The organism is Kitasatospora sp. NPDC057904 (assembly GCF_042887925.1).
Classification (GTDB): Bacteria; Actinomycetota; Actinomycetes; order Streptomycetales; family Streptomycetaceae; genus Kitasatospora.
In genome coordinates this window covers 119726-145376 of the sequence record NZ_JBHVOL010000003.1, presented here as the reverse complement: position 1 = coordinate 145376, position 25651 = coordinate 119726, and the positions used below count along the sequence as shown (strand labels likewise).

Annotated in this window: 22 protein-coding genes; 11 read left to right on the top strand and 11 right to left on the bottom strand. The window is 75.5% G+C overall.

Going from position 1 to position 25651, the window contains the following annotated elements; genetic code table 11:
- Nucleotides 1–128 precede the first annotated feature (128 nt).
- Nucleotides 129–1373, top strand: a complete 1245-nt coding sequence (locus ACFVSN_RS09450; RefSeq protein WP_387954299.1) for a monooxygenase — start codon at nucleotides 129–131, stop codon at nucleotides 1371–1373.
- 82 nt (nucleotides 1374–1455) lie between these two features.
- On the opposite strand, the gene ACFVSN_RS09445 is transcribed toward ACFVSN_RS09450, so the two are convergent.
- Nucleotides 1456–2031, bottom strand: coding sequence for a TerD family protein (locus tag ACFVSN_RS09445; RefSeq protein WP_329930832.1), 576 nt, complete (start codon nucleotides 2029–2031; stop codon nucleotides 1456–1458).
- A 278-nt stretch (nucleotides 2032–2309) separates the two neighbouring features.
- Here ACFVSN_RS09445 and ACFVSN_RS09440 point away from each other — a divergent pair, with 278 nt between their 5' ends.
- Genes ACFVSN_RS09440 through ACFVSN_RS09430 form a run of 3 tightly spaced genes read left to right on the top strand, consistent with a single transcriptional unit; the run spans nucleotide 2310 to nucleotide 3646 of the window.
- Nucleotides 2310–2603 carry a hypothetical protein gene (locus ACFVSN_RS09440; protein WP_329930833.1) on the top strand — a complete coding sequence of 98 codons (294 nt, stop codon included), beginning with the start codon at nucleotides 2310–2312 and terminating at the stop codon, nucleotides 2601–2603.
- Between the two features lie 51 nt (nucleotides 2604–2654).
- A complete protein-coding gene (locus ACFVSN_RS09435) occupies nucleotides 2655–3158 on the top strand; it encodes a MarR family winged helix-turn-helix transcriptional regulator (RefSeq protein ID WP_387954297.1) in 504 nt (167 codons plus the stop codon).
- Nucleotides 3155–3646 carry a hypothetical protein gene (locus ACFVSN_RS09430; protein ID WP_387954295.1) on the top strand — a complete coding sequence of 164 codons (492 nt, stop codon included), beginning with the start codon at nucleotides 3155–3157 and terminating at the stop codon, nucleotides 3644–3646. Before ACFVSN_RS09435 ends, ACFVSN_RS09430 begins: the two co-directional genes overlap by 4 nt.
- Nucleotides 3647–3653: 7 nt before the next feature.
- Here ACFVSN_RS09430 and ACFVSN_RS09425 read toward each other — a convergent pair whose 3' ends face one another.
- Together ACFVSN_RS09425 and ACFVSN_RS09420 are read right to left on the bottom strand one after the other, a co-directional pair.
- Nucleotides 3654–5231 carry a glycerol-3-phosphate dehydrogenase/oxidase gene (locus ACFVSN_RS09425; RefSeq protein ID WP_387954293.1) on the bottom strand — a complete coding sequence of 526 codons (1578 nt, stop codon included), beginning with the start codon at nucleotides 5229–5231 and terminating at the stop codon, nucleotides 3654–3656.
- On the bottom strand, nucleotides 5228–5839 hold the full coding sequence (locus ACFVSN_RS09420) for a TetR/AcrR family transcriptional regulator (RefSeq protein WP_380436029.1): 612 nt from the start codon (nucleotides 5837–5839) through the stop codon (nucleotides 5228–5230). The genes ACFVSN_RS09425 and ACFVSN_RS09420 overlap by 4 nt, the downstream gene beginning before the upstream one ends.
- Before the next feature lie 20 nt (nucleotides 5840–5859).
- Here ACFVSN_RS09420 and ACFVSN_RS09415 point away from each other — a divergent pair, with 20 nt between their 5' ends.
- Both ACFVSN_RS09415 and ACFVSN_RS09410 read left to right on the top strand, forming a co-directional pair.
- A complete protein-coding gene (locus ACFVSN_RS09415; RefSeq protein ID WP_387954291.1) occupies nucleotides 5860–7482 on the top strand; it encodes an FAD-binding oxidoreductase in 1623 nt (540 codons plus the stop codon).
- On the top strand, nucleotides 7479–8384 hold the full coding sequence (locus ACFVSN_RS09410; RefSeq protein WP_387954289.1) for a diacylglycerol kinase: 906 nt from the start codon (nucleotides 7479–7481) through the stop codon (nucleotides 8382–8384). The genes ACFVSN_RS09415 and ACFVSN_RS09410 overlap by 4 nt, the downstream gene beginning before the upstream one ends.
- 160 nt (nucleotides 8385–8544) lie before the next feature.
- Here the strand turns inward: ACFVSN_RS09410 and ACFVSN_RS09405 are convergent, their stop codons facing one another.
- The 7 genes from ACFVSN_RS09405 to ACFVSN_RS09375 form a co-directional block, all read right to left on the bottom strand.
- A complete protein-coding gene (locus ACFVSN_RS09405; protein ID WP_387954288.1) occupies nucleotides 8545–9465 on the bottom strand; it encodes a DUF6891 domain-containing protein in 921 nt (306 codons plus the stop codon).
- 75 nt (nucleotides 9466–9540) lie between these two features.
- Nucleotides 9541–10899 (bottom strand): DUF2252 domain-containing protein, encoded by a 1359-nt coding sequence (locus ACFVSN_RS09400; RefSeq protein ID WP_380500438.1) that lies wholly within the window; start codon nucleotides 10897–10899, stop codon nucleotides 9541–9543.
- Nucleotides 10900–11118: 219 nt separating this feature from the next.
- Nucleotides 11119–12687 (bottom strand): multicopper oxidase family protein, encoded by a 1569-nt coding sequence (locus ACFVSN_RS09395; RefSeq protein ID WP_387954287.1) that lies wholly within the window; start codon nucleotides 12685–12687, stop codon nucleotides 11119–11121.
- The gene (locus tag ACFVSN_RS09390; protein ID WP_380436017.1) at nucleotides 12684–13157 is read right to left on the bottom strand and encodes a hypothetical protein; all 474 of its coding nucleotides are present in this window, start codon (nucleotides 13155–13157) and stop codon (nucleotides 12684–12686) included. The genes ACFVSN_RS09395 and ACFVSN_RS09390 overlap by 4 nt, the downstream gene beginning before the upstream one ends.
- 181 nt (nucleotides 13158–13338) lie before the next feature.
- A complete protein-coding gene (locus ACFVSN_RS09385) occupies nucleotides 13339–14130 on the bottom strand; it encodes an aminotransferase class IV (protein WP_380500436.1) in 792 nt (263 codons plus the stop codon).
- A 104-nt stretch (nucleotides 14131–14234) separates the two neighbouring features.
- Nucleotides 14235–15116, bottom strand: a complete 882-nt coding sequence (locus ACFVSN_RS09380) for a GNAT family N-acetyltransferase (RefSeq protein WP_387595745.1) — start codon at nucleotides 15114–15116, stop codon at nucleotides 14235–14237.
- Nucleotides 15117–15312: 196 nt separating this feature from the next.
- Nucleotides 15313–16260 carry a DMT family transporter gene (locus ACFVSN_RS09375; protein ID WP_387954284.1) on the bottom strand — a complete coding sequence of 316 codons (948 nt, stop codon included), beginning with the start codon at nucleotides 16258–16260 and terminating at the stop codon, nucleotides 15313–15315.
- Between the two features lie 163 nt (nucleotides 16261–16423).
- Here ACFVSN_RS09375 and ACFVSN_RS09370 point away from each other — a divergent pair, with 163 nt between their 5' ends.
- From ACFVSN_RS09370 to ACFVSN_RS09355, 4 genes are all read left to right on the top strand, one after another.
- The gene (locus ACFVSN_RS09370; RefSeq protein ID WP_387954282.1) at nucleotides 16424–17365 is read left to right on the top strand and encodes a LysR family transcriptional regulator; all 942 of its coding nucleotides are present in this window, start codon (nucleotides 16424–16426) and stop codon (nucleotides 17363–17365) included.
- Between the two features lie 187 nt (nucleotides 17366–17552).
- Complete coding sequence (locus ACFVSN_RS09365; RefSeq protein ID WP_387954280.1) at nucleotides 17553–19094, top strand: MFS transporter; 1542 nt, start codon at nucleotides 17553–17555, stop codon at nucleotides 19092–19094.
- Nucleotides 19084–20079, top strand: a complete 996-nt coding sequence (locus tag ACFVSN_RS09360) for an Lrp/AsnC family transcriptional regulator (RefSeq protein WP_380500432.1) — start codon at nucleotides 19084–19086, stop codon at nucleotides 20077–20079. The genes ACFVSN_RS09365 and ACFVSN_RS09360 overlap by 11 nt, the downstream gene beginning before the upstream one ends.
- A 181-nt stretch (nucleotides 20080–20260) precedes the next feature.
- A complete protein-coding gene (locus ACFVSN_RS09355) occupies nucleotides 20261–21970 on the top strand; it encodes a translation initiation factor 2 (RefSeq protein ID WP_387954279.1) in 1710 nt (569 codons plus the stop codon).
- On the opposite strand, the gene ACFVSN_RS09350 is transcribed toward ACFVSN_RS09355, so the two are convergent.
- Nucleotides 21958–24078, bottom strand: a complete 2121-nt coding sequence (locus ACFVSN_RS09350; RefSeq protein ID WP_387954277.1) for an NB-ARC domain-containing protein — start codon at nucleotides 24076–24078, stop codon at nucleotides 21958–21960. The genes ACFVSN_RS09355 and ACFVSN_RS09350 overlap by 13 nt on opposite strands.
- A gap of 203 nt (nucleotides 24079–24281) precedes the next feature.
- On the opposite strand from ACFVSN_RS09350, the gene ACFVSN_RS09345 reads away from it, so the two are divergent.
- Nucleotides 24282–25619 (top strand): carbohydrate-binding protein, encoded by a 1338-nt coding sequence (locus ACFVSN_RS09345; RefSeq protein WP_387954276.1) that lies wholly within the window; start codon nucleotides 24282–24284, stop codon nucleotides 25617–25619.
- Nucleotides 25620–25651 lie beyond the last annotated feature (32 nt).

The following is a 25651-nucleotide window of genomic DNA, read 5'->3' as shown; positions in this document are numbered from 1 at the left end:
GGGGACGCCCGGAGCCATGTGCAACTAGTTGCATAATGGCGCGGCGGTATCGTCCTGGCACGGGCAACGCCAGAGCAGTCGAATCATTCGAAGCAGTCGGGCAATCGGATGCACAGGAGGGGACGGACATGAGGGGTGGCTCGATCGCCGTGGTCGGCGGCAGCATCGCCGGAAGCGCCTTCGCCCGGGCGGCGGCCCGGCAGGGGGCCGAGCAGGTCGTGGTCCTGGAGCGCAGTCCGGGCCTGCTGGAGGACCGCGGCGTCGGCCTCTGCATGCAGGACGCCCGCTTCACCGAGCTCGTCGACGCCGGGCACGTCCCGGCGGACGTCCGCCGCCACCGCCTCGCCCTGCGCCGCTGGGTCACCCGCGACGACACGCCGGGCGGCGACGCGCGCGGACGGCGGCTGTGGACCCAGCCGTTCGAGTTCCACTCGTTCCACTGGGGCGTGCTCTGGCAGTCCCTGCGCGCACGGACGCTCGCCAACGTCGAGTTCCGCCTCGGCACGACGGTGACGGAGGTCGGCAACGGCGACGGCGTCGGCGCCTGGGTGGCCGACGGCCACGGGGGCCGCGAGCCGTACGACCTGGTGATCGGCGCGGACGGCTACCGCTCGGCGGTCCGCGAGGCCGTCTGCCCGCAGGTGGGACCCGAGTACGCCGGGTACGTGTGCTGGCGCGGCAGTTACGACGCCACGCTGCTGGAACAGCTGCCCGGCGGGGCGCGGGCCTGGCCGGAGGAGGAGTGCGCGACGGTCTGCTACCCGGGCGGCCAGGTCGTGCTCTACCGCATCCCGGGCATCGAACCCGGCACCACGCAGGTGAACTGGGTCTTCTACGCACCCACCCCAGACTGGCTGCGCCTGAGCGGCCCGACCAGCATCCCGGCGGGCGCGCTGGACGCCGGGCGCGCGGACGAACTCGCCGAGCTCGCCGAACGGCGGCTGCCGCCGTACTGGGCTGCCGTGGTCACCCTGACCCCGCCGGAGCGCACCTTCCTCCAGCCGATCTACGACCTCGCGACCCCGCGGCGCACGGCCGGGCGCCTGCTGCTCGCCGGCGACGCCGCCACGGTCGTGCGTCCGCACAACACCAGTGGCGCGGTGAAGGCCCTCCAGGACGCGCACGCCTTCGAGGAGGCGGTGCGCGGCGCCGACGGTTCGTGGACCGCCGCACTGTCCGTCTACGAGCGCGAACGGGGCACGGCGGGGCTGGAGTTGGTGGACCTGGGCCGCCGGCTCGGCGCGGCGCAGGTCGTCGACGCGCCGGACTGGTCGGCCATGGACGAACCCGCGATGGCCGACTGGTGGCACCGACAGGTCACCGGCAGCGGGGGTTTCGGCGGCAGCCCCCTCGGCTCACGGCCGGGGACCTGAACGAACGCGGACGAGCGGGCCGCACGCATGTCGCGCGGCCCGCTCGGCACACCGCCCGGGCCCGTGAAGACGGGCCGGACGGTCAGACGTTGACGCCGTAGTCGCTCGCGATGCCGCGCAGGCCGGAGGCGTAGCCCTGGCCTATCGCGCGGAACTTCCACTCGCCGCCGTTGCGGTACAGCTCGCCGAAGACCATCGCGGTCTCGGTGGAGGCGTCCTCGCTCAGGTCGTAGCGGGCGATCTCCTGCCCGTTGGCCTGGTTGACGACGCGGATGAACGCGTTGCGGACCTGCCCGAAGTTCTGCATGCGGGCGTCGGCGTCGTAGATCGACACCGGGAAGACCACCTTCGCCACGTCGGCGGGCACCCGGGCCAGGTCGACCTTGATCTGCTCGTCGTCACCGTCGCCGCCACCGGTCAGGTTGTCGCCGCTGTGCTCGACCGAACCCTCCGGGCTGCGCAGGTTGTTGAAGAACACGAAGTGCTGGTCCGACACGACCTTGCCGAGGGCGTTGCAGAGCAGCGCGCTGGCGTCCAGGTCGTAGTCCGCACCGGTGGTGGTCCGGACGTCCCAGCCGAGCCCGATGATCACGGCGCTCAGACCGGGCGCCTCCTTGCTCAGCGAGACGTTGCCGCCCTTGGCCAGCGAAACTCCCACGATTCCCTCCTCGGATCTCTCCCTGCCGAGGAATCTACAACACTGTAGAGATCACGAGAATCCACCTGCGGTCGCTGCCGACCCCCGGCTTTTCTCAGGGACGCGCGCGGGAACCGGCCGCGGCCCGCGCGACTCCGCGACCACCGGGTTTCCCGCGGCCGGCCCGGTTTCCACGCGGACGGGCCCGGCTTCCGCACGGACGGGCCCGGCCGGGGCGGCCGACCTACACTGGCCGTGCGGGCGGGGCGCCCCGCCCCGCGACCGCGCGGGAGGTTCCCATGCGCCAGCGGCACAGCTTCCACCTCGACCAGGCCGGCCACTCGGTCACCGTCAACGTCCGCTCCGGCTGGATCACCGAGACCGAACTGCTGGTGGACGGCAAGGAGTGCGCGTTCCACCGCGTGCACGGACACGGCTCCTACCCGCTGACGCTGGCCGGACAGCTCGCCGAGGAACCGCCGGTACCGCTCGCCGTGCGGCTGGACCGCACGGGGGTCGCGGAGCATCCGCTCACGTGCGTGCTGGAGCTGGCCGGGGCCGCGCGAGCGATGCCGGAGCGGGTCGGACGCTGAGCCGCGCGCCCGGCTTGCCCGGGATACTACGGAACCGTAATATCCGAAAACGTGACGTCCGATCCCGAACCCCCCGAGGCCGCCGAGCCCGGCGCCCTCGACACTCCTGACACCCACGACACTCCGGACACCCACGGCGCTCCCGGCGCCTCCGCACTGCTCGCGCTCCAGCGGGCCACCCACGCCACGCTCCAGCTGCTGGCCGCCGAACTGGCCGTCCTCGGCCTCACCGCCTCCGAGATCAACGCGCTCGCCAACCTCTCCGACGGGCGGGCCCGGACGGCCTCCGAGCTGGGCGCCGCCGTCGGCACCCGGCCGACCACCCTGACCGGGGTGCTCGACCGCCTGGAGCAGCGCGGCCACATCACCCGCGGCGCCCGCGCCGGCGACCGCCGCTCGGTCCTGGTCGAGCTCACCGCCTCCGGCCGGCAGGCCGCCGACACCGTCCGGCGGACCGTGACCGGCCTGGAGCACCGCGCGCTCCGCGACCTCACCCCCGCGCAGGTGGACGGCTTCCACGCCGTGCTCCTGGCCCTGACGAAGGCTTCCGCATGACCCCGCACGACACCCCGCACACTCCCGCCGCACCCGCGTCCATACCGGCGTCCATACCGGCGTCCACACTGGCGGCGGCGCCCGAACCCGCCGCCGCACCGGCCGAGTTCACCGCCCTGATGCAGGAGGTGACGGCCGGCGCCGAGCGCTTCGACCACCGCCGGCACGTCCACCTCACCTGGCTCGCCGTCCGGCGGCACGGCCGCGCCGCCGCGCTCACCCTGGTCGCCGACGGCATCCGGGCCACCGCCACCCGGGCCGGGGCGCCGCAGAAGTTCCACGTGACGATGACCCGGGCCTGGGTCGAGCTGGTCGCTCGACACGCCACCGACGACGAGGACTTCACCGCCTTCGCCGACCGCCACCCCGACCTGTTCGACAAGGGGCTGCTCGCCCGCCACTACCGGCCCGGGACGCTCGCCGACGACCGCGCCCGGACCGAGTGGATCGAGCCCGACCTCAAGCCCTTCGACCGCCAGCCCTCCTGACGCTCCGTCAGCTTTCCTGACACTCAGTCAGGATCTCCTCGACGGCCTTCGCCGCCCGCTCCGCGTCCTCCGCCACCAGGCCGATCCTGGTCCGGCGGTGGAGCACGTCCGCCACGTCCAGCGCGCCCTCGTGGGTCACGGCGTAGGCGATCTCCGCGCGCGTCACGTCGATCCCCTCGGCGACCGGCGTGAGCTCGCCGGCCTCCAGCACCTCCGCCGCAGCGCCGCCGTGGCGGGCGAGCAGCGAGGCGGGCACACCGCGCTCCGGGAGCGGGCGGCTGTCGCGGTGCCCGGGGGCGCCGACCAGCGGCAGCCGGGCCGTCCAGCACGCCCGCGCCGGGAGGCCGCGCAGGCGGACGGCGGCGTCCACCGCGTCCTCGGCCATCCGCCGGTAGGTGGTGAGCTTGCCGCCGACCACCGTGACCATCCCCGACGGGGACTCCAGCACCGCGTGCTCGCGGGAGATGTCGGCCGTGCTCCCGCCCCCGGTGTCGATCAGCGGGCGCAGCCCGGCGTAGGCGCCGCGGACGTCCGCCCTGGTCAGCGCGGTACTCAGGGCCGCGTTGACGGTGTCGAGGAGGAAGCCGATCTCGCCGTCCGTCGGCACCGGCTCGTCCGGGACCGGGCCCGGCGCGTCCTCGTCGGTGAGGCCGATCGCGACCCGCCCGAGCTGCTGCGGCAGTGCGAAGACGAAGCGGCTGGTCGAGCCGGGCACCGGCACGGTGAGCGCGGCCGTCGGGTGGCCGAGCGCGGCGGCGTCGACCAGGACGTGGGTGCCGCGGCTGGGGCGCAGCCGGATCGACGGGTCCACCTCGCCCGCCCACACGCCAGTGGCGTTGATCACGGCGCCGGCGCGGATCGTCAGTTCGTGGCCGCCGACCGTGTCGACCAGCCGGGCCGAGCCGCCGGTGACGTCCTCGGCGCGGACCCGGGTCAGCACCGTCGCGCCGTACTGTGCGGCCGTCCTGGCCAGCGCGAGCACCAGCCGTGCGTCGTCCACGAGTTGGCCGTCGTGCGCGACGAGTGCGCCGCGCAGCCCGGCCGTCCGGACGCCCGGCACCAGGCGGCGGGTCCGCTCGGCGTCGATCCGGCGCATCCGGGGCAGCAGCGCGCCCGGCGTGCCGGCGCTCAGCCGCAGCGCGTCGCCGGCGTGGAAGCCGGCGCGGATCAGCGCGCCCTGCCCGGGGCGCAGCAGGTCCGGGAGCAGCGGCACGAGCTGGGGCAGTGCCCGGATGAGGTGCGGCGCGGTGCGGGTCATCAGCACCCCGCGCTCGACGGCGCTCTCGCGGGCCACGCCGATCCGCCCGGAGGCGAGGTAGCGCAGGCCGCCGTGCACCAGCTTGGAGCTCCAGCGGCTGGTGCCGAACGCGAGGTCGCGGGACTCGACGAGGACCGTGCGCAGGCCGCGCGCGGCGGCGTCCAGGGCCACGCCGGCGCCGGTGACGCCGCCGCCGATCACCAGCAGGTCGACCTGCGGCCGGTCGGCGAGCGCGTCCAGCTCCACCGCCCGCCTGATGCCGTTGAGCCGGCTCGACCCCGCGAAGGGGCCCGCGGCCGGCGTGGAGGGAGTGGAGGGAGGCGTCATGGCGCGAGGTATCCGTTCAACGCTCGGGCCAGTTCGCGCCGCCAGGCCGCCTCGGGGAGCAGGGAGGCGACCATGCGGTGCGACTGGACGGTGGACTGGGCGATCAGGAGCACCATGGCGGCCAGTTCGAGCGGCTCGCCGGCCCGGATCGAGCCGTGCGCCTGGCCCTGCTCGATGCCGGTGCGCAGCGCCTCCAGGAGGCCGCGCTGGCTGGCGCCGAGCCGTTCGACGACGTACTCCAGGAGCAGGTCGGAGTCGTCCGAGTGCAGCAGGGCCCCGAGCACCGGGTGGTCGCGCAGGCGGACGGCGACCTCGACGACGCGGTCGACGAAGGTCTCGCGGTCGTGCACGTCCAGCACGTCGCCCTCCTGGGTGGCCACCAGGATCTCCCGGGTGAGCAGCGCGCCGATCACCGCCTTCACGTCCGGCCAGCGCCGGTAGACGGTCGGCCGGCTGACCCCGGCGCGGCGGGCGATCTCGGCCAGCTGCGTCCGGCGCACGCCGAGGTGGACGATCAGCTCGGCGGCGGCGTCGAGGATCGCGTCGTCGGTGCTGCGCGACTGCGGGGCGTCCTGGGAGGCCGGGGAGCCGGCGTTACTACTTGACATGATGTGTGAAACTGTAACGCATGGCACCTGAGACGCAAGCGGGCCCGGCCGACGCCGCGCTGCCGCTCCCCCCGATGAAGTGGGACGCCTGGGGCGACCCGGCCCTCGCCAAGGAGCTGTCCGCGGACATCAAGGGACTGCTCGCGGCCGCCCTCGGCGTCACCGGCGACGCCGAGCCCGGCCCCACCGCCGACGAGGTCCGCCTGCGCCCCTCCCGGCTCACCGACGCCGACCTCAAGGCGCTCGCCGCCGCCGTCGGCGAGGCGCACGTGAGCGCCGCCGACGCCGACCGCCTCCCCCGCGCCGGTGGCAAGTCCACCCCCGACCTGCTGCGCCGCCGCAGCCGCGAGCCGCAGGACGCGCCCGACGCCGTCGTGCTGCCCGGCAGCGAGGACGAGATCGCCGCCCTGCTCGCGCTGTGCGCCGAACGCCGCATCGCCGTCGTGCCGTTCGGCGGCGGCACCAGCGTGGTCGGCGGCCTCGACCCCGAGCGCGGCGGGCTGAACGCCGTCGTCTCGCTCGACCTGCGCCGCTTCGACCAGCTGCTCGACCTCGACGAGACCTCGGGCGAGGCCCTCCTCGGCGCCGGCCTCACCGGCCCGGCCGCGGAAGCGCTGCTCGCCGAGCGCGGCCACGAACTCGGCCACTACCCGCAGAGCTTCCGCTTCGCGACCATCGGCGGCTTCGCGGCCACCCGCTCCTCCGGCCAGGACTCGGCCGGCCACGGGCGCTTCGACGACATGGTGCGCGGGCTGCGCGTCGTCACCCCGGTCGGCGTGCTGGACCTCGGCCGCGCCCCGGCCTCCGCCGCCGGCCCCGACCTGCGCGAGCTCTTCCTCGGCTCGGAGGGCGCCCTCGGCATCATCACCGCCGTCCGGGTCCGCGTGCACCCGCTGCCCGCCGTGAAGGCCTACGAGGCCTGGAGCTTCCCCGACTTCGCGACCGGCGCCGCCGCCCTGCGCGCCGTCGAGCAGCAGGGCACCGGACCGACCGTCATCCGGCTCTCCGACGAGGCCGAGACCATGGTCAACCTGGCCATGACCGAGCAGATCGGCGGCTCGCCCGCGGTCAGCGGCTGCCTCGCCGTCACCGTCTTCGAGGGCACCACGGAGCAGGTCGCCGCCCGGCACCGGCTCACCCACGAGGTGCTCCTCGCGGCCGGCGGCACCTCGCTCGGCGAGGCCCCCGCCCGCGCCTGGGAGCACGGCCGCTTCAACGCCCCCTACCTGCGGGACTCCCTGCTCGGCGCCGGCGCGCTCTGCGAGACCCTGGAGACGGCGACGAACTGGAGCCGCCTGCCGCGGCTGCGGAGCGCCGTCACCGAGGCGCTCACCACCGCGCTGCCCGGCGCGCTCGTGCTCTGCCACATCTCGCACGTCTACCCGACCGGCGCCTCGCTCTACTTCACCGTCGTCGCCGCCCTCGGCGAGGACCCCCTCACCCGGTGGGGCGCCGCCAAGCACGCGGCCTGCGACGCGATCGTCGCGGCGGGCGGCACCATCACCCACCACCACGCCGTCGGCGCCGACCACCGGCCCTGGATGACCGAGGAGATCGGCGAGTTGGGCGTGCGGATCCTGCGCGCGGTCAAGGCCGAGCTCGACCCGGCGGGCGTCCTCAACCCGGGCAAGCTGATCCCGTGACGGCGCGCGCGCCGAGAACCGTCGCGCTGCTGGCCAACCCGGCGGCGGGCGCGGGACACGCCGCGCCCGCCGCCGAGCGGGCCGTCGCCCGGCTGCGGGCGCTCGGCGTCGAGGTCGAGCGCCACGCCGGGCGCGACGCCGAGGACGCCGCCCGCCTCGCCCGCGAGGCCGTCGCGGGCGGGGCCGACGCGCTCGCCGTGGTCGGCGGGGACGGCATGGTCAACCTCGCGCTCCAGGCCGTCGCCGGCACCGCCGTCCCGCTCGGGGTCGTCCCCGCGGGCACCGGCAACGACCACGCCCGCGAGTACGGCCTGCCGCGCGACGCCCCCGAGGCCGCCGCCGACGTCATCGCCGCCGGGCGGACCCGCACCGTCGACCTCGGCCGGATCACCGGCCCGGACGGGACGGCCCACTGGTTCGGCTCCGTCCTCGCCACCGGCTTCGACTCCCTGGTCAGCGACCGCACCAACCGCCTGCGCTGGCCGCGCGGCCGGATGCGCTACAACCTCGCCATCCTCGCCGAGTTCGCCAACCTGCGCCCGCTGCCCTTCCGCATCACCCTCGCCGACGGCACCGTCATCGAGCGCGACCTCACCCTGGCCGCCGTCGGCAACACCCGCAGCTACGGCGGCGGCATGCTCATCTGCCCCGCCGCACTCCCCGACGACGGCCTGCTCGACGTCACCCTCGTCGCCGCGATGCCCCGGCTGCGGATCGCCCGCTTCTTCCCGACGGTCTTCAAGGGCACCCACGTGCACCACCCCGAGGTGGAGACCCACCGCACCCCGTCCCTGCGGATCGAGTCCCCCGGCATCACGTCCTACGCCGACGGCGAGTTCATCGCCCCGCTGCCGGTCGAGGTCACCGCCGTCCCGAACGCCCTGCGCCTGCTGGTTCCGTAACGCACCATTCGTCGCCCGCCCACCACTCGGTCCCGCCGACCGCGGCCGCCCAGTGGTCCATCACCCGCTCGACCACCGCGCCACCGGCCGACCGCGCCACCGTCACCGTCACCACGACGAACCGCCCATCGGCCGGGGCCTCGGCGTCGTCGCCCACCGGTCAGCCCACCAGTCGTTTGCGCCAGGTCAGCGGGCGTATCTCGATCGCACGGGCGGCGTCGCCGTTCCACACGGCCGGCAGGCCGGCGTCCGCGAGGGCGGCCACCACCTCGTGGCCGACGGCGGTGGTGGTGAGCCGGGAGCCGTCGAAGCCGCCGTAGAGGAGCGAGAGGCCGTGGCCGCGGGCGGCCGACTCCGTGCACTGGGTGTGGAAGTAGACGTAGCCCCGGGCGTCGGACGCGCCCTCGGCGCCGATCTCGGCCTCGCCGCAGGTGCGGCAGCAGGTGAAGTGCTCGCGGGCCGTGATGCCCTCGGCGTCCAGGGCGGCGAAGGCGCGGGCGAGGCGTTCCGGGTCCGTCTCGCCGACCCAGCCGGTCTGCTCGCCGACGCGCTCCAGCCACAGCCGGTCGGCCAGCTGCTCGGCCTGCTCGCGGGAGACCGGACGGCTGCCCGGGGAGAGCAGGTACTCCTCGGCCTCCTCGGCCAGCGCGGCGCGGGTGGTGTAGCCGCAGGCCAGGGTGAGGCGCAGCCGCTCCTCCAGGTCGCGGCGCTCGCCGGCCGGCAGGTCGAGCGGGGGCACGGGCTCGGGCGCCGGGCCCGTGCCGAGCGGCTTCCAGTCCAGCCCCTCGCCCCAGCCGGGCTCGCGGCGCGCCCAGCCGAGCATGGCGGCGACGACCGGCTCCGGCCGGTCGAGCGTGACCCCGTAGTGCCGGTCGGCGGAGCCATCCCGGTGCTCCAGGGAGTAGTCGCCGCCCTCGGCGTGCCAGACCTGGATGTAGACGTCGGGCAGGTCGGGCACCCGCTGGACGACGACGAAGTTGTCCCCGTCCGCGCCCAGCCGCCCGACCAGCGCGCCGAGGGCGTCCGCACCCGCCCCGACGTGCCGTGTCCCGTCGTTCTCCTGCACCGTGATCGCCAACATGGGGCCACCCTGGCACACGCCACCGACAACGCCGCTGACGGTCGGTCAGCGCGGGGCCTGCCCCCGGCCGGGCGCTCACACGCCCCGGGTCGCCTTGATGCGCCCCTCCCCGATCGCGGCCACCAGTTCCGCGTGGTCGAGCTTCGTGCGGTCCGCGTACAGCATCGCGAAGTCGGCGATCGCCTCCGCGAAGGTGTCGGCCGCGCCGAGGTAGCCCGCGATGGCGAGCCGGTCGCCGGTGCGGGCGTGGGCGCGGGCGAGGGTGCGGCCGCACAGGTCGGCGTAGGCGCGCAGGCCGGCCGGGGCCATGTCCGCGACGTCCGCCGTGCCCTTCATGTCGCGCAGCTGGCGGGCGTAGAAGTGCCGCCCGGCCGGGCCGGTGGTCCAGCCGAGGAAGATGTCGCTCGCCGCCTGCATGAGGTGCTGGCCGGTGACGACGCGCCGCCCGCCGTGGTGCGCGGCGACCTCGGCGTCCACCCGCGTCGCCGGCAGGTGGTCCTCCAGCACCGAGCGCCCGGCCTCCTTGAGCTGGAGGAACAGCGGGTCCCGCCCGTCCCGGCCCTCCAGCAGGACGACGTAGCAGCGGGTGCCGACGCTGCCCACGCCGACCACCTTCACCGCCGCGTCGACGAAGCGGAAGCGGTCGAGCAGGACCCGGCGGTCCTCGGCGAGGGTGGCCCGGTAGTCGCTGTACACCTTGCCGACGGAGCGCAGTTCGGTCTTCGACACCGGCTCGATCAGCGGCGGTGCGCTGACGATGCGCCGCCGTCCGTCCCGCTCCTCGGTGAGCTTGCCGAAGGCCTGCAGGCTGGTGCGGCGCCGGGCGGCGGCGAGGTCCGCCTCGACCCGCCGGCGCTGCTTGCCCCGGTGCACCAGCGGCAGCAGGTCGGCGCTGTCGATCCGGCTGTACCAGACGTCGAGCTCGCGCAGCCCGGCCAGCCGGCGCAGCGCGGCGGCGTAGCCCAGGGCGGCGCTCAGCGCGGCGCGGCGCACGCGCTCCTCGTCGTGCCCGTTGTCGCGGGCGGCGACGGCGACGCTGGCGGCGAGGCGCTTGACGTCCCACTCGAAGGGCCCCGGGTACGTCTCGTCGAAGTCGTTGACGTCGAAGAGCAGGGCGCGCTCCGGCGAGGCGTACAGGCCGAAGTTGACCAGGTGGGCGTCGCCGCAGAGCTGGACGGTCAGGCCGGTGTCGGGCCCGGCCGCGAGGTCGGCGGCCATCACGGCCGCCGCGCCGCGCAGGAACGTGAAGGGGGTGGCGGCCATGCGGCCGTAGCGGATCGGCAGCAGCCGCGCGACCCGGTCCTCGCCCTGCCGCTCCAGCACCGCGACCGGGTCGGGCCGGTCGGCGGCGGGGATCCAGCGGCCGTGGGCGGAGCGGGAGACCCGCTCGCGGGCGGCCCGGCCCTGGCGGCGGCGTTCGGCGGGCGTGGTCATGCGCGGCTCCTCGGTCGGCCTCGGCGGGTACCCCTCCGGGCGACGCTAGGCGACGGCCGCCGGAGGGCGCACCGCGCGCCCTCCGGCGCTGCGCCGAACGGATGATCCCCCGGTTCCGGCGGGGCCATGCCCGGTCCCCGTTCACCGGGGCGGTTTCCGGACGTCACCTCCCGGTCGCCGAGCGGTGACGGTTCTTGGGAGGTGAGTCCGGAGGGTGGGTCACTGCACGGCGAAGTCGGCCATCATCGCCATGTCCTCGTGCTCCAGGTTGTGGCAGTGCAGCATGTACGTCCCCGCGTAGTCGGTGAACCGCACGAGCACCTCCATCACCTCGGCCGGCCGCAGGTCGACGGTGTCCTTCCATCCGGCGTCGTACGGCCCCGGCTCCTTGCCGTTGCGCGACAGCACCTGGAAGTGGTTGAGGTGCACGTGGACGGGGTGGTGCAGGTCGGTGGAGAAGCGCCAGATCTCGGTGGCGCCGAGGGCCGGGGCCGCGACGGAGCGGCCCGGCTCGTACGGGTCCCCGTTGATCGTCCAGCCGTCGCCGCGGCTGCGCCGGAAGGTGAAGTCGCGGGTGGTCGCGGCGGCGGAGGCGTCGAGCTCCTCGATCGTGGACAGCCGCTCGGGCACCGTCGCGTCGTCGGAGACCTGCCGGGAGGAGACGTCGAAGCGCATGACCTCGGCGGTCCGGCCGCTGCCGAACCGGTTCAGCAGGCGCACGGCGGTGCCGGGCGGGTAGCGGGAGAAGTCGACGACGACGTCGAAGCGCTCGGCGGGGGCGATCTCCAGCGCGTCGTGGGCGACGGGCGCCGCCAGCAGGCCGCCGTCCGAGCCGATCTGGACGAGGGCGTCGCCGCCGGACGGCTGGGGGTCGAGTTCGAGGCGGTAGAGGCGGGCGTTGGAGGCGTTGAGGAACCGCAGCCGGTAGCGCGCCCGGTCGACGTCGAGGCGGGGCCAGGGCGCGCCGTTGACGAGGATGACGTCGCCGAGGACGCCGTTCGCGTAGTCGGCGGTGACCCCGGGCCGGTCGGCCCCCACCGCCGGGTACCGGAACGAGCCGTCCTCGGCGAAGGAGCGGTCGGCGAGCATGAGCGGCAGGTCGCGATCGCCGTGCGGTAGCGGCAGGGCGGCCTCCTCGTCGTCGTGGACGAGGTGGAAGCCGGCCAGACCGCGCCAGACGCCCGGGCCGGTGAAGCCCATCCGGTGGTCGTGGTACCAGAGGGTGGCGGCGCGCTGGTGGCCCGGATAGGTGTGGACGCGCTCGCCGGTGACGGACTTCCCGGCCGCGTGGTGCTCCATGCCGGGCATCCCGGCCATGGCGCCGGCTCCGGCGCTCCCGCTCGACCCGACGGGCAGCAGCAGGTCGACCGGGTAGCCGTCGCTGTCGGCAGGCGTGTGCCCGCCGTGGAGGTGGACGACGGACGGCACCGGCAGCTCGTTGCGGTGCTTGACCACCGCCGCCCGGCCGGAGCGGGTGACCACCGTCGGCCCCGGAAAGCTGCCGCCGTACGTCCAGGCCTCGGTCCTGACGCCCGGCAGGATCTCCAGCTTGGCGACCTGCTGGACGATCTCGTACCGGTCGCCCGTGTCGTCGCCGCCGACCGGCTTGAGCACCGGCGGCACCGGCAGCGGCACCTGGAACGCCGGCGGCAGTTCGAGCCCGCTGCTCAGCAGTCGGCCCGGGCGGCCCTCGGCCAGCAGCCGGGCCGCGGAGGGGGCCGCGACGGCGGCCAGCGCGCCCGCGCCGAGGACGGAGGCGCCGATGCCGAGGAAACGGCGGCGGTTCACTTGGCCACCTCCACGGGCCCGCCCGGCCTGGGCAGCCGCCCGCTGCCGTCCGGCCCCGGCTCGGCGACGGCGGCTCGGGCGGGCAGCGGCTCGCGCCAGGCGCCGACCAGCGCGAACAGGATGCCGCTGACCAGCAGGACGCCGAGCGTGACGTGCACGCCGAGGGCCCGGCCGTAGCCGGCGGTGATCTGGCCGATGACGGCCACCGTCAGGACGGCGGTGCTCCACAGCGGCCACAGCGGCCCGCGCCCCGGCCACCGGACCAGGACGGCCACCGCGAGCTGCAGCACGGCGACGGTGGCCAGCGTCATCGCGTTGCCCTCGTGGTCCTTGAGGGACTCGTAGGTGCCGTTGAGGAAACTCCCGGCCAGCATGACCTGGAGGACGGCCAGCAGGCCCAGCGTGGTCGAGGTGACGCGCAGGAGGATCAGCGGCCAGCGGGGCGCGGGGGCCGCGGGAGGACTGGTCATTCCGGGCTACTCTCTGCTCGGCGGGTGGGGCGGGGCGGGCGAGAGCGTAGCTGATCCGGCGTCACGATCACGGGCAATAACGGGGGTTGGGCATCCGAGTGATCCCTTTGCGCCCGTTCGGGCCGCCGGATGTCACCCGGTCGGGGGACGGGACGGCCACGGAGGCGCCCTCGCCCCCGGCTCACACCGGGTCGGCCGCCACCCCCTGGTAGGCGGCGCGGAGTTCGTCGAGGACGGGGTGGTCCGCGTCGAACCGCGTGCCGTCGATCGCCGCCACCGGGCGGACGCCGACGCCCGCGTTCACCGCGAACGCGGCCTTGAACCGGTCGACCTCGACGGCGTCCACCGGCCCGCGCCCCTGCGGCCCGCCGTACGCGCGGGCGAGCAGCGCGGCGGTGACGCCCGGCAGGCTCGGGCCCTGCGGCCAGACCACGCGGCCGCCGTCGTCGACGAAGCCGACGTTCCAGGTGGCGCCCTCGGTCACCCGGCCCGCCGGGTCCACCAGCAACGCGTCGTCGAACCCTGCGAGTTGGGCGCTGCGGCGGTGGCGGATCAGGCCGAACAGCCCGACGTGCTTCACCTCCGGCGCCTCCCGGACGTACGCGACCGTGCGCACCCGAAGCGGGCCGGGCGCGGCGGCCGGGGCCGGGCGGGTGGTGACCAGCAGGCTCGGCGCGGCCGGCCCGGACGGGCGCTCCAGGCCGAGCTCCGGGTCGTAGACGGTGACCCGGACGATCGCCTCCGCGCCGTCCGGCGGCAGCACCGCGCGGATCCTCTCGCGCACGACGGCCGGGTCCAGCTCGGCGCCGAACAGCGCCCGGCAGTCCCGGACCAGCCGCTCCAGGTGCAGCGCGAGGCCCCGGACCCGGCCGGACCCGACGCGCAGGGTGGTGAAGTGCCCGTAGTTCAGCAGCCCCAGCGCCGCCACCCGCGCCGCGTCGGCGGGGGCGCCGTCGATCTCGATCTCAGCCATGGTCCGAGTCTGGCAGGACCCGGGCGCGATTCCGCCTAGTGCCGTGGCCCCGGACCCCTGTCCCTGGACCCCCGGCTCTGCCCCCCGGCCCTGGACTCCCGACCCTAGGGACAGACCGGGCGGTACGGCGTGACGACCCGCCGGCCCGCCGCCGCGGCCAGCTGCTCGAAGTGCTCGATCTTGTACGCGAGCCCCTCCGGCTCGCCGGTGTCCGCCCAGCGCCACGCCTCCGCCCACCACTGCGGCCCGCGCACCAGCGGGCGGCCGGCGAGCGCCAGGTGCAGCGCGAGCGTCGAGCGCGCGTAGCCGTGCACCCAGCCGTCCGTGCCGCGGTAGGCGGCCGTCTCGTCCAGCCGCAGCCAGCGGCCCTCGCGCCCGGCGGCCAGCAGCGGCACCCAGCCCTGCGCGCCGTCCTCCACCAGCAGGAGCAGCCGCCCGTCCTCCTCCCGCACGCGGTAGGGCGGGAGTTGGGGCATCCGCGCGAGGGCGAGCGAGTGCTTCCAGCCGACCACCCACAGGCCCCGGCGCAGGTAGTAGCGGACGGCGTGCTGCCAGGTCCAGTGCGCCTCCAGCCGGTAGCCGGGCAGGCCCTCGGCGACCGCGGCCCCGTACACGTCCGCCAGCACCCCGGCGGCCAGGCCGCACCCGCGGGCCTCCGGCCGCAGGTAGAGCGAGGAGACGGCGAGCTGGCCGGGCCCCCGCGTCCAGTTGTCGACGGCGACCGTCCCGGCGACCGCGCCGCCCGGGCCCAGCACCCAGTACCGGCGCCGGTACAGCTCGCCGCCCGGCCACTCCCGGCCGCTCTCGCCCAGCCGCTCCCGCCACCGCCGCTCGGCGTCCGGCGCGAGGGCGTCCGGGTCCACCCGCTCCCCCAGCTCGCCCTCCACCAGGGACGCCAAGTCCCAGAGCGCGAAGCGCCGTTCGTCCCCCTCGGGCACCACCGTCAGCCGCGGCCCCGCCGCCAGCCGATCCTGCGCCCGTTCCACCGCTGCATCCCAGGACCTCACCACACGGCCACGATAGACCTGCGGCGGGCACGGATCGTAATTCAGTCGACACCGAACGTCAGATCGGATACGAATTCAGCCGTCCGCTTCGTACCGGGGAAGGGGGTTCCCGATGTCTTCCGTCCGCCAGTCAGCCGTCCGCCAGTCAGCCGTGCGTCCGTCAGCCGTCCGTCCGTCAGCCGTGCGCCGCCTCGGCGCCCGCCTTCTCCGGGGCCTCCGTTCGGCTCTCCGCCGGTGCTTTCGCCCGCGCGGGCCGGGTCAGCACGACGGCGGCGATCACGGCCGCGCTGCCCACGAGGGCGTTCCAGCCGACGGGCTCGGCGAGGAGGGCCGCGCCCAGCGCCATCGACCAGACCGGCGTCACGTAGGTGACGGCCGAGGCCACCGCGGTGCCCGCCGCCCGGACGAGGCCCAGGTTGAGCACGTACGCGAAGCCGGTGCCGGCCGCGCCCAGCACGAGCAGCGCGGCCGCGGCGCCCGCGCCGGGCCAGTGCGGCGGGCCCGCGCCGAGCGGCGCCACGACGGCCAGCTCGGCCGCGGCGCAGGTGATCTGAGCGGCCGACAGCGCCGTGACGCTGTGCGGCCGGCCGCTCAGGAAGCGTCGCAGGTAGGCGAAGCCCGCGCCGTAGCAGCACGCCGAGCCCAGGCAGGCCAGCCCACCCGCGAGCTCGCCCGAGCCGATGCCGCGCCAGACGCCGAGCACGGTCAGCACACCGGCGAAGCCGAGCGCGAGACCGCTCAGCCGGCGCGCCCCCGGGCGGCGCTCCTCGGCCACCGCGGCCACCGCGAACAGCAGCGTGAACAGCGGCGTGGTCGCGTTCAGCACTCCGGCGAGCACCGAGCTGACCTTCGTCTCACCGAACGAGAAGAGCGTGAACGGCACGGTGTTGAGCAGCACCGCGACCACCGCCGAGTGGCCCCAGACCACGCGCTCGCGCGGCACCCGCTCGCGCCGCAGCACGAGGATCGCCCACAGCGTGGCCGCCCCGAGCAGGCTGCGCCACAGCGCGACCCAGACCGGCGGCACCCCCGCCGTCACCGCGACCTTGATCAGGGCGAAGCTCGCGCCCCAGATCGCCGACAGCACCACGAACCCCGGCCACCAGCGCCGCGCTCCGACCACGTCCGTCCTCCCCGCTCCTCAGTCCGGGACGGTCCTCTCCAGAACAGTCCGCGCCAGGACGGTCCGCGCGGTCCGCGCCGGACCGTCCGTCCTGGACAGAGGGTGGCCCTGCCGGGGAACATGAGTCCAACAAGTGACGATGCCGGATGGATGAGGAAGTCTCATGGCTTCGGAGGTCAACCTCGCCCAGCTCAGGGCGCTGATCGCGGTCGCCGACACCGGCGGCTTCGGCGCCGCCGCCGACGACCTGGGCATCACCCAGTCCGCCGTCTCGCACGCGGTCGCCGCCCTGGAGCGCACCCTCGGCGCGCCCGTCCTGCACCGCGGCAGCCCCGCCCGGCCGACCCCGCTGGGCGAGCAGATCCTGCCGCACGCCCGCACGGCGGTCGCCTCGGCCTCCGCCGTCCGCGCCATCGCCACCCGGCACTCGGGCGGCCTCACCGGCACCGTCCGGCTGGCCGCGCCCACCACTGTCTGCCAGGTGCTGCTGCCCGGGCTGCTCCGGGACTGGGCGGCGGCGCACCCGCAGGTGACGGTCCGGATCTTCGAGGGCGAGGACGCCGAGCTGGCCGTCTGGCTGGAGGCGGGCACGGTCGACGCCGCCGTCCTGGTCGACGCCGGACCGCTCCCGCCCGGCGCGGTCTCCCTCGGCGCGGACTCCATGCACGCACTGCTCCGGCAGGACCACCCCCTCGCCGAGCAGGAGTCCATCCACGTCGCGGACCTCGACGACGACGACTTCCTGCTCTCCGAGGGCGGCTGCGAGCGCCACATCCGCGAGGCGTACCGCCGGGCCGGCACCCGCTTCACCCCGCGGCACCGGATCCGTGACCTCAACACGCTCATCGGCATGGTCCACGCGGGCGTCGGCGTCTCGGTGATTCCCGCGCTCGCGCGGACGATGATCCCGGCGGGCTGCGTCCTCGTCCCGATCCGGCCCGCCGTCCACCGCACCCTGACGCTCACCGGACCGGCCGGCCGGCCGTGGTCCCCCGCCGTGAGCGGCCTGCTCGCTGCAATGCCTTCGGCTGCAGTGTCCTCGGCTGCGCTGTCCTCGGCGCCGGCGTCGTCAGCGCTGGCGGCGGAGGTCCTCTCGGAGGCGTGAGCCCGGCGGGCTGGGCTCCGTGGGCTGGACTCGACAGGATGGGCTCGGCGGGCCGGGCGCGGCACATTTCTGCGGTCGGGGCGTCCTCGGTGGAACGTTTCGCGGATGGAGGGCCGACCGGCTGGATCCGGCGGCACACCGGCCGCAGGGTGGCGGGCGTTGCAGTCCGCCCTCCGAGGGAGCCCCGTTGTCCACCACCGCACCGCACCACCGCCGTTGGGCGGCACTCGCCGCGCTGCTCACGGCCGAGGCGATGAACCTGCTGGACGCGACGATCGTCCAGGTCGCCGCGCCCCGCATGCGCGCCGAGCTCGGCGGCCCGGTCTCCGCCGTGCCGTGGCTGACCTCCGCCTACACCCTGCCGTTCGCCGTCCTCCTGCTCACCGGCGCCCGGCTGGGCGACCGGGCCGGACGCCGCCGGGTGTTCCGCATCGGAGTCACCGGCTTCCTGCTGGCCTCCCTGGCCTGCGCCGCCGCGCCCACCCTCGGAGCGCTGATCGCCTTCCGGGCCGTCCAAGGCGCGGCGGCGGCGCTGATCGTGCCGCAGACCATCGGCCTCATCAAGGCGATGTTCCGCGGCGACGAGACGGCGAGGGCGCTCGGCAGCATCGGCCCGGTGATGGGGCTGGCGGCCGTGTGCGGCCCGGTCCTCGGCGGGGTGCTCACGCACGCCGACCTGTTCGGGTCCTCGTGGCGCGCGGTCTTCCTGGTCAACGTGCCGCTCTCGCTCGCCGTCCTCGCACTCGCCCCGCTGCTCGCAGAGGACCGCGCGCCCCGGCGTCCCGGCCTCGACCCGGCGGGCACGGCACTCGCCGTGCTCGCCACCTCCCTGCTCGTGCTCCCGCTGCTGCGCTCCGGCGGCGGTCTGACGGACGGTCCGGCGCTCGCCTCGCTCGCCGCCGGGTGCGCGCTCGCAGTGGTCTTCGCCGCCCACCAGCGCCGTGGCGGGCGACGCGGGCGCGGCACGCTCGTGGAGACCAGCCTCTTCGCGTCCGCCCGCTTCCCGGCCGCGCTGGTGTGCTCCGCGCTGTTCTTCGGGGCCGGCACCGGGCTCACGCTCGTCGTCGTGCTCCAGCTGCAAGTCGGCTCCGGCGCCGACGCGTTGACCGCCGGGCTGACGCTCCTGCCGTGCTCGGCCGGGATGGCCTCGGCGTCCTGGTGCGCCGGCGCGTACCTGGTCGGCCGGTACGGCTCGCGGGTGCGCAGCGCCGGGCTCGCGGTCATGGCGGCGGGCGTCCTGATGACCGCCGGCGCGTTCGGCGCGGGCGGCCACCCGGCGCTGCTGCCGTGCGCGCTCGCGGTCGTCGGCGTCGGGCAGGGCCTGTTCACGCCGTCGTTCTTCACCGCCGCCCTGCATCCGCTACGGCCGCAGGAGATCGGCTCCGCCGCCGGACTCCTCAACGCCGTCCAGCAACTCGGCACCACCCTCGGCGTCGCCGCGCTCGGCCGGATCTACCTCGCGTCGGCGGACACCGCCGGGGCGCAGCGGGCCTGCTGGGCGGGCCTCGCCGCGCTGGCCCTGGTCGCGGTGGCCGGGCGGGCGATGCGCACGGGCCGCGGCCCGGAGGCGGTCAGCGGTCCGGAGGCGGTCGACGGGCCGGAGGCGGTCGGAAGCCCGGACTCGGTCGACGGGCCGGACGCGGTCCGAAGCCCGGGGTCGAGCCCGGCAGAATCGGAGGCCGCTCCGGAACCGGCCGCCGAACCCCTGGAACCCACGCATGCTCGATGAGCTCGACCGCGCACTCGTCCACGCCCTGCGGATCGACGGCCGCGCCCCGTTCAGCCGCATCGCCGCGGTACTCGGTGTCTCGCCGCAGACCGTCGCCCGCCGCTACCGGCGACTGCGCGCCGAGGCAGGCCTGCGGGTCGTCGGGCTCGCCGACCCGCACCGGGCCGGGCGCACGCAGTGGTTGCTGCGCCTCACCGCCGCTCCGCACGCCGCCCAGAGCGTCGCCCGGGCCCTGGTGCGGCGCGGCGACACGGCCTGGGTGCACCTCACCTCCGGCGGCACCGAGATCACCGCCGTCGTCGAGACCACGCCCGGCGACGACGGCCACGCCCTGCTGCTGGGCGACGTCCCGCGCACGGCCACCGTCACGGCCGTCTCCGCCCACTGCCTGCTGCACACGTACCGCGGCGGCCCCACCGTCTGGCCGGGCGGGGCCTGCACTCTCAGCGAGGAGCAGCAGGAGCTGCTGCGCCCGCCCGTTTCGGGACCCGCCCCTGAAGCCGTCCCAGGCACTCCGCCGTTCCTCGATGCGGCCGACCGGGCTCTGCTGACCGTGCTCCACCACGACGGCCGCACCGCCCTCGGCGAGCTCGCGGCCGCCACCGGCCGCACCCCGGCGACGGTCGCCCGCCGCCTCGCCGAACTCCGCGCGGACGGCAGCGTCTTCCTCGACGTCGAGCTGGACCCCCGCCTGCACGGCGCCGGCCTGCACGCGCTCCTGTGGATGACCGTCGCCCCCGCACACCTGGACCGCGTCGCCCTCGCGCTCACCGGTCACCGCGAGCTCGCCTTCATCGCCGCGACGACGGGCCGGACCAACCTCGTCGCCACCGTCCTCTGCACCGACCCGGCCGACCTGCACCGCTACCTCACCCGTCACCTCGCGGCGCTCCCCGAGATCACCGCCCTGGAGTCCACGCCCGTCCTGCGGACCCTCAAGTCCTCCGGGCCGATCCCACCGCCGCCCACCCGGACCTCCCACTGACGCCCCGGGTCACGGCCCGCCGTGCCGCACGGGCGGCTACCATCGCCCCTATGCCTCCGCAGGACCGCCACTCTCCTACCGAGCCGGTGCCCGGGCACCCTCGACGGGGGTGCTGCGGTGTGGTACCGCACGGTCGACCAGCCAGCCAGCCAGCCAGCCAGCCAGCCAGCCAGCCACGGCGGTGGGGCCGGCGCCGGCGCGGGTGCTGTTCGCCGCACGGTCGGCGGCCGCACTGCACCGGCTGCTGGATCTACTGCCCGTATTCGAGGGTGACGACCGGGTCCGCTGCCGGTTCACGCTCGTTCCCGGTTCGGAGTTCGACACCGACGCGCTCGCGGCCGTCGACGCCGCCGGAGCCCGCTGCCTCCCGTGGTCCGAGGCCAGGGCCGCGGAACACGACCTGATCCTGACGGCCAGCCCCAAGGGCGGACTCGGCGACCTGCGCGGCCACCAGGTGCTGCTCCCGCACGGCGCGGGATTCAACAAGGCGCTGCCGGACGAAGGCTCGCCCGTGCTGCCGTCCGGCCTCGATCCGGCGTTCCTGCTCAGCGACGGCCGGCCGACCGCGACGTTGCACGCCCTCGCCCACCCCTCCCAGGTCGAGCGCCTGGCCGCTCAGCTCCCCTCCGCCCGCGGCCACGCCATCGTGGCGGGGGACCCGACCCTCGACCGGATCCTCGAATCGCTGGACCGCCGCGATGCCATCCGCGCCGCACTCGGCACCGGGGCACGGCGGTTGGTCGTGCTGTCGTCCACCTGGGGCCCGGAGTCCCTCCTGGCCCGCCGCCCGGGGCTGCCCGCGTCGTTGGCGGCCCGGCTTCCGCACGACGCCTACCAGCTGGCGCTGATCGTGCACCCCAACGAGTACAGCCGCACGGGCGCCTTCGATCTGGTCCGGCAGCTGCGGCCCGCCCTGGACGCCGGCCTGGTCCTGGCGGCGCCGTACGAGGAGTGGGCGGCGCTGCTGGTCGCGTGCGACGTCGTCGTCTCCGACCACGGGTCGGTGGCGTTGTACGCGGCCGCCCTGGACCGGCCCGTCGTGGCCGGGTGCGTCGGCGCGAGCGAGCTCATCCCGGGCAGCCCGATGGCCGAACTGCTCTCCTCCGTACCACACTTGGACCTTGACACCGCAGCCGTCGCGCTGGCCTCGGCCGAGCCTGCGCGCACCCGCCGCTTCGCCGAGCAGGCCTTCGCCCTCACCGGGGAGTCCCTGGAGACGCTCCGCGCGGAGCTCTACAAATTGCTCGGGCTCTCCCCCTCTCCGTACCCCGTCCGGTCGCGCCCGCTTCCCGTGCCGGGACCGGCCCGTACAGCGCCGCACGCCCCGGCCGCGTTCGCCGTCCGGGCCGTCACCGAGGGGCGGCGCGTCACGGTCGAACGGCTGCCGCCGTGGACCGACCTGCCGCTCCACCACCGCGCCGCCGAGTACGGGCGGGCCGGCGTGCGCCAGCTCCAGAGCGCCGCGCTGATCTACCAGCGATGCGGAAACGGTTCCTCGGACCAGCCCCGGACGAACGAGCCCTCTCCGAACCAGCACCACACGAACCGGCACCACACGAACTGGCACCAGGAGTACCGGACGGCCGCCGACCGGACGGCGGAGGTGCTCGACGAGTACCCGGGCTGCCGCACCGCGGCCGTCGTCCTCTCCCCCGCCGCCTGTCTCGTCCGACGCGACGGCGCGGAGCCGTTCACCCTCCGCATCGGTCCCGCCCGGGCCGGCACCCGGATCCGCCTGACCGACCCGGCCGCCGCCCTCTCCGCCGTCCACGCCTGGCTGGGCGCCCACCCGCTCGCGCTGCCCGGCACGCTCACCGCCCGGATCGGCGGCACGGACTACCGCGTCGACCTGACGCCCGCCACCGAGGCCGAGCTGGCTCACCCCGCCTGACGGCCCGCGATCTCCGCCACCTCTGTGCGATAGCCCTCGGCGCGGGCAGCGTCGCCGCCCTCCTCGCAGAAGGCCACCAGCGTTTCCAGCACCCGCAGTTCGTCCGCCGCCGACCTGCGCGCCCTGGCCCCGGCGAGGGCGGCCTCGTACAGGCGCGCGGCCTCCTCGCGGCGGCCGGTCCGCCGCAGCGCCACGCCCAGTTCGAAACCGGTGCGCGAGGACATCCGGTCCCGGCCGAGCCGCAGCGCGGTCTCGTGCGCGTCGCTCAACAGCTCCACGGCGCGGTCGAGTTCGCCCATCGCCACGGCCCCACGGCCGATCAGGTAGGTCTGGAGCATCGCACCGTACTCGTTGCCGATCGCCCGGTGCACCTCGCGCGCGGCCTCGAAGTCGGGCACGGCGACGGCCCAGTTCCCCTGGACGGAGGCCAGCTTGCCGCGGAACTCGATCGCCGAGGCGTACAACTTCCGTTCGTCGTCCCGCTCCCCGAGCAGCCGGCCGCGCCGGATCGCGGCCTCGACCTCCTGCCGCGCCTCCGGGTACCGGCCCTGTTCCCAGAGCGGACGGGCGAGTTGGCAGTGCATCCGGACGATCCCGGCGGTGGAGTCCGCCCGCTGGGCGGAGGCCAGACCGTGGCGGAACGCGTCGATGACGTCGGCGTAGTGCTGGTGGTCGAGGAAGTGCGTCCAGAGCGGTTCGCACAGCGCGACGGCGTCGTCGTCCAGCCCGTCCTCGTGGGCGATCCGCACGCAGCCGAACAGGGAGAGGTGCTCGCGCTCCAGCCAGTGCATGGCCGCGTGCTTGTCGGTGAACTCCAGGTCCGGGACGTCGGCCAGGCCGGGCTCCTCCGGCGCCGGGCCCGAGACGGTGAGCCGGCTGCCCGCGGCGAGGAGGTCCGCCCTGGCCGCCTGGCGGCGCAGCCAGCGCACCAGTCTGCGCCGGACGTCGCCCGGGGCGTCCACGGCATCCGCACCCGCGTCGGCATCCGCACCCGCACCCGCGTCGGCCCGGCGGAGCGCGTGACCGCGCAGCAGGTCGTGCATGCCGAGGCCCCCGGGCCGGCGCAGCAGCAGGCCGGCCTCCTCCAGCTCGTCGACCGCGTCCTCGGCCCGGTCCAGCCCGGAGCCGAGCAGCGCGGCGGCGACCGGGACGGTGACCACCGGGCCGGGGTGGTGCGGCAGGGCCCGGTACAGCCGGGCCGCGGTGGGCCCCAGACGCGCGTAGGCGGCGTTCCAGACCGCTTCGACCACGGGGACGCCCTCCTCGCGGAGTCCGGCGGTGAGTTCGTCGATCAGTCGCCGCAGATCCCGGTTGCGGCGCTTGCGCAGCAGCCGCCCGGCCACCAGGATCGCGGCGGGCAGGCCCGCGCAGCACCCGGCCAGTTCGGCGGCGGCCTGCGGGTCGTCCACGAGCCGGGGGTCCTGGACGGCGGCGCGCAACAGGCCGGTGGCGTCCTCGCCGGAGAGCGGGCCCAGCGGCAGGTCGACGGATCGCGTGCCGTCCAGGTCGGCCAGGCGGGCGTGGCTGGTGACGATCACGACCGCGGCACCGGAGGAGGGCAGCAGCGGACGGATCTCCGCGCCGCTCTGGGCGTTGTCGATCACGAGAGCCAGCCGCTTGTCCTGGGTGGCCGCCCAGTACTCGCGGCGCCGCTCGGCGAAGCCGGCCGGCAGGGCGTCGCCGCGGCCGAGGGAGCGGCAGAGGCCGCCGAGCGCGTCGGCCACCTCGACGGCGCCGTCCCGCCGCAGGTCGTTCAGGTCGACGTGGAACACACCGTCGGGGCAGCGGCCGAGGCGCCGGAGTTCGCGGGCGAGGCGGAAGCCGAGTTCGGTCTTGCCGATGCCGCCCATGCCGCTGACGCACACCACCAGGGGGCCGTCGGCCGGTCCGTCGACTGCCGGCCCGCCGTGACCACCGGCGACGGCGGCCAGGACGAGGTCCTGCTCGACGGTGCGGTCCGCGAAGTGCACGGGCGGCGGGGGAAGTTGGACGGGCGAGTCCGGCTCGGCCGGCGGCGCGTGCACGCACAGGTGCTCGATGGTGTGCGCCTGGACGATGGTGCCCGCGCGCACCTGCCCGTCCACCCGGTTCGAGATCTCCTTGGCCACTCGTCAACTCTAGTGCCGACGGGGCGTGGCCACGCGGGATCGACTTGACCGTTTGGGGGTTGACCACCCTTCCGGAACAGGTCTATACCAGTGACAGTCCTCGGCGACGACCCCGTGCCGACGGACCGTTCGGCCCGCGCGCCCGCCCCCACGTCCGGCGCGGACGGGCCACTTCCCCCTGCCGTTTCCTGGAAAGGCTTCCGATGGAACGCGCTCTTCCCCCACACGCCGCGCCCCACAGAGCCCCCGGGGCCCACGAGCCCCGCACCCACCGCGCCGGCCGCACCACCCGCTGGGCCTCGCGCCGGGCCGCCGTCGCCGTCGCCGGCGTGCTCGGCCTGGTCGCGGGCGGCGTCGCCGCCGTCACCGCCTCCGGCTCCGCGTCCGCCGACACCACCACCACCGCCGTCACCGGCCTGGGCAGCAACTGGTACGCCTCGGCGCCCTACCTGATGCCCGAGGACAACAGTCCGCCGGACGCCGCCGCGGTGATGGACGCCGCCGGGCAGAAGGCCTTCCAGCTGGCCTTCATCCTCGCGCAGGGCAACAGCTGCGCCCCCGCCTGCGGCGGGACCTCCGCCATCGACTCCGACACGACGATGCCCTCGGTGATCCGGACGATCCGCGACAAGGGCGGGGACGTCTCGGTGTCGGTCGGCGGCTACGGCGGCACCAAGCTCGGCCAGGTCTGCGGCACGCCGGAGGCGACCGCCGCCGGCTACCAGCAGGTCGTCACCAAGTACCAGCTCAAGGCGATCGACTTCGACCTGGAGGAGCCGGAGTACGAGAACACGGCCGCCATCCACAACGAGATCGGCGCCGCCCGCATCCTCCAGCAGAACAACCCCGGCCTGTACGTGTCGATCACCACGGCCGGCACCAGCGCGGGCACCGGCTGGTTCGGCACCCAGATGCTGGGCGAGGCCAAGTCCCAGGGCTTCACGCCGAACAACTTCTCGATCATGCCGTTCGACGGCGGGTTCAACGGCGCCGCCGCCCAGACCGACGCGCTGGTGAAGTTCAACCAGATCCTGCAGAACACCTTCGGCTGGTCCGAGGCCACCGCGTACGCCCACGAGGGCGTGTCGATGATGAACGGCCGCACCGACGCCGCCGAGTACTTCCGTCAGGCGGACTTCCAGACCGTGCTGGACTTCGCGACCGCGCACAACCTGGCCCGCTACACCTTCTGGTCGGTCAACCGCGACCGCCAGTGCCAGGGCCCGGTGGACCCGGGGCTGTCCGGCTCCTGCTCCAGCGTGGCGCAGGGCGACTGGGACTTCACCAAGTACACCGTGAAGTTCGCCGGCGCGACGCCGCCCACCACTCCCCCGAGCACACCGCCGACCACTCCCCCGACGACTCCGCCCACGACCCCGGGGGCCTGCACCCTCCCCGCGTGGAGCGCGAGCACGACGTACACCGCGGGCAACAAGGTCTCGTACAGCGGGCACGACTACCACGCCAAGTGGTGGACGCTGAACGAGGTGCCGACCGCCAGCGGCCAGTGGGGCGTCTGGGCCGACGACGGCCCCTGCTGACGCTTCCCACTGGCGGTCCGCGTGAGGGGCGG

What these genes read in the sequence shown, in the direction of transcription:
- ACFVSN_RS09450 (WP_387954299.1), top strand. Translation starts at nt 129, where the DNA reads ATGAGGGGTGGCTCGATCGCCGTGGTCGGCGGCAGCATCGCCGGAAGC.
- ACFVSN_RS09440 (WP_329930833.1), top strand. Translation starts at nt 2,310, where the DNA reads ATGCGCCAGCGGCACAGCTTCCACCTCGACCAGGCCGGCCACTCGGTC.
- ACFVSN_RS09430 (WP_387954295.1), top strand. Translation starts at nt 3,155, where the DNA reads ATGACCCCGCACGACACCCCGCACACTCCCGCCGCACCCGCGTCCATA.
- ACFVSN_RS09425 (WP_387954293.1), bottom strand. Translation starts at nt 5,231, where the DNA reads ATGACGCCTCCCTCCACTCCCTCCACGCCGGCCGCGGGCCCCTTCGCG.
- ACFVSN_RS09420 (WP_380436029.1), bottom strand. Translation starts at nt 5,839, where the DNA reads ATGTCAAGTAGTAACGCCGGCTCCCCGGCCTCCCAGGACGCCCCGCAG.
- ACFVSN_RS09415 (WP_387954291.1), top strand. Translation starts at nt 5,860, where the DNA reads ATGGCACCTGAGACGCAAGCGGGCCCGGCCGACGCCGCGCTGCCGCTC.
- ACFVSN_RS09405 (WP_387954288.1), bottom strand. Translation starts at nt 9,465, where the DNA reads ATGTTGGCGATCACGGTGCAGGAGAACGACGGGACACGGCACGTCGGG.
- ACFVSN_RS09400 (WP_380500438.1), bottom strand. Translation starts at nt 10,899, where the DNA reads ATGACCACGCCCGCCGAACGCCGCCGCCAGGGCCGGGCCGCCCGCGAG.
- ACFVSN_RS09390 (WP_380436017.1), bottom strand. Translation starts at nt 13,157, where the DNA reads ATGACCAGTCCTCCCGCGGCCCCCGCGCCCCGCTGGCCGCTGATCCTC.
- ACFVSN_RS09385 (WP_380500436.1), bottom strand. Translation starts at nt 14,130, where the DNA reads ATGGCTGAGATCGAGATCGACGGCGCCCCCGCCGACGCGGCGCGGGTG.
- ACFVSN_RS09370 (WP_387954282.1), top strand. Translation starts at nt 16,424, where the DNA reads ATGGCTTCGGAGGTCAACCTCGCCCAGCTCAGGGCGCTGATCGCGGTC.
- ACFVSN_RS09360 (WP_380500432.1), top strand. Translation starts at nt 19,084, where the DNA reads ATGCTCGATGAGCTCGACCGCGCACTCGTCCACGCCCTGCGGATCGAC.
- ACFVSN_RS09345 (WP_387954276.1), top strand. Translation starts at nt 24,282, where the DNA reads ATGGAACGCGCTCTTCCCCCACACGCCGCGCCCCACAGAGCCCCCGGG.